Origin of the sequence: Cupriavidus sp. L7L (genome assembly GCF_004353535.1) — a bacterium.
Taxonomy (GTDB): Bacteria; Pseudomonadota; Gammaproteobacteria; order Burkholderiales; family Burkholderiaceae; genus Cupriavidus; species Cupriavidus oxalaticus_A.
This window is the reverse complement of the sequence record NZ_SMNY01000174.1, coordinates 1-657: the sequence shown is the minus strand read 5'-3', so window position 1 is coordinate 657 and position 657 is coordinate 1. Positions and strand designations below refer to the sequence as shown.

Here is a 657-nt window from a genome sequence, read left to right as displayed (position 1 = left end):
GATGTTTCAGTTCGCCGCGTTCGCTTCCCACACCTATGGATTCAGTGTGGGATGACCCATACGGGCCGGGTTTCCCCATTCGGACATCTCCGGATCAAAGCTTGTTTGCCAGCTCCCCGAAGCTTTTCGCAGGCTACCGCGTCCTTCATCGCCTGTGATCGCCAAGGCATCCACCACATGCACTTGTTCGCTTGACCCTATAACAAGTGTGTCTCAAGCTTGCGCTCAGGACACCGCTCACTACAGGTTGAGTTCTCGCATTTGTGCCGTATTCCAAGTCATCTTTCGATCACTTTAAATACATTTTGGTTGATACAATCACAACCCGGTATCGCGTTTGCTACTGCAGCGTCTCATCAACGCTCGCGCGACACCTTTACTACATCCCATATTGTTAAAGAACAGCCGATCCGCAGGTCAGACCCGCGATCGCTTGGCAATGCCAAATGCAAACGCTCAATCCTTAAGCGCTTGCATTTGGCGGCCAACCAAAGTTACCAGGTAGTGGTGGAGGATGACGGGATCGAACCGACGACCCCCTGCTTGCAAAGCAGGTGCTCTCCCAGCTGAGCTAATCCCCCCTCGGATAACTTGGTGGGTCTGGTAGGACTTGAACCTACGACCCCCGCCTTATCAAGACGGTGCTCTAACCACCTG

The 657-nt window shown here is 53.3% G+C and carries 1 tRNA gene and 1 rRNA gene; both read right to left on the bottom strand.

Going from position 1 to position 657, the window contains the following annotated elements:
* A 23S ribosomal RNA gene (locus tag E1J61_RS36905) occupies positions 1–197 on the bottom strand; the annotation flags it as partial.
* 308 nt (positions 198–505) lie between these two features.
* A tRNA-Ala gene (locus E1J61_RS36900) sits at positions 506–581 on the bottom strand.
* Positions 582–657: the final 76 nt, after the last annotated feature.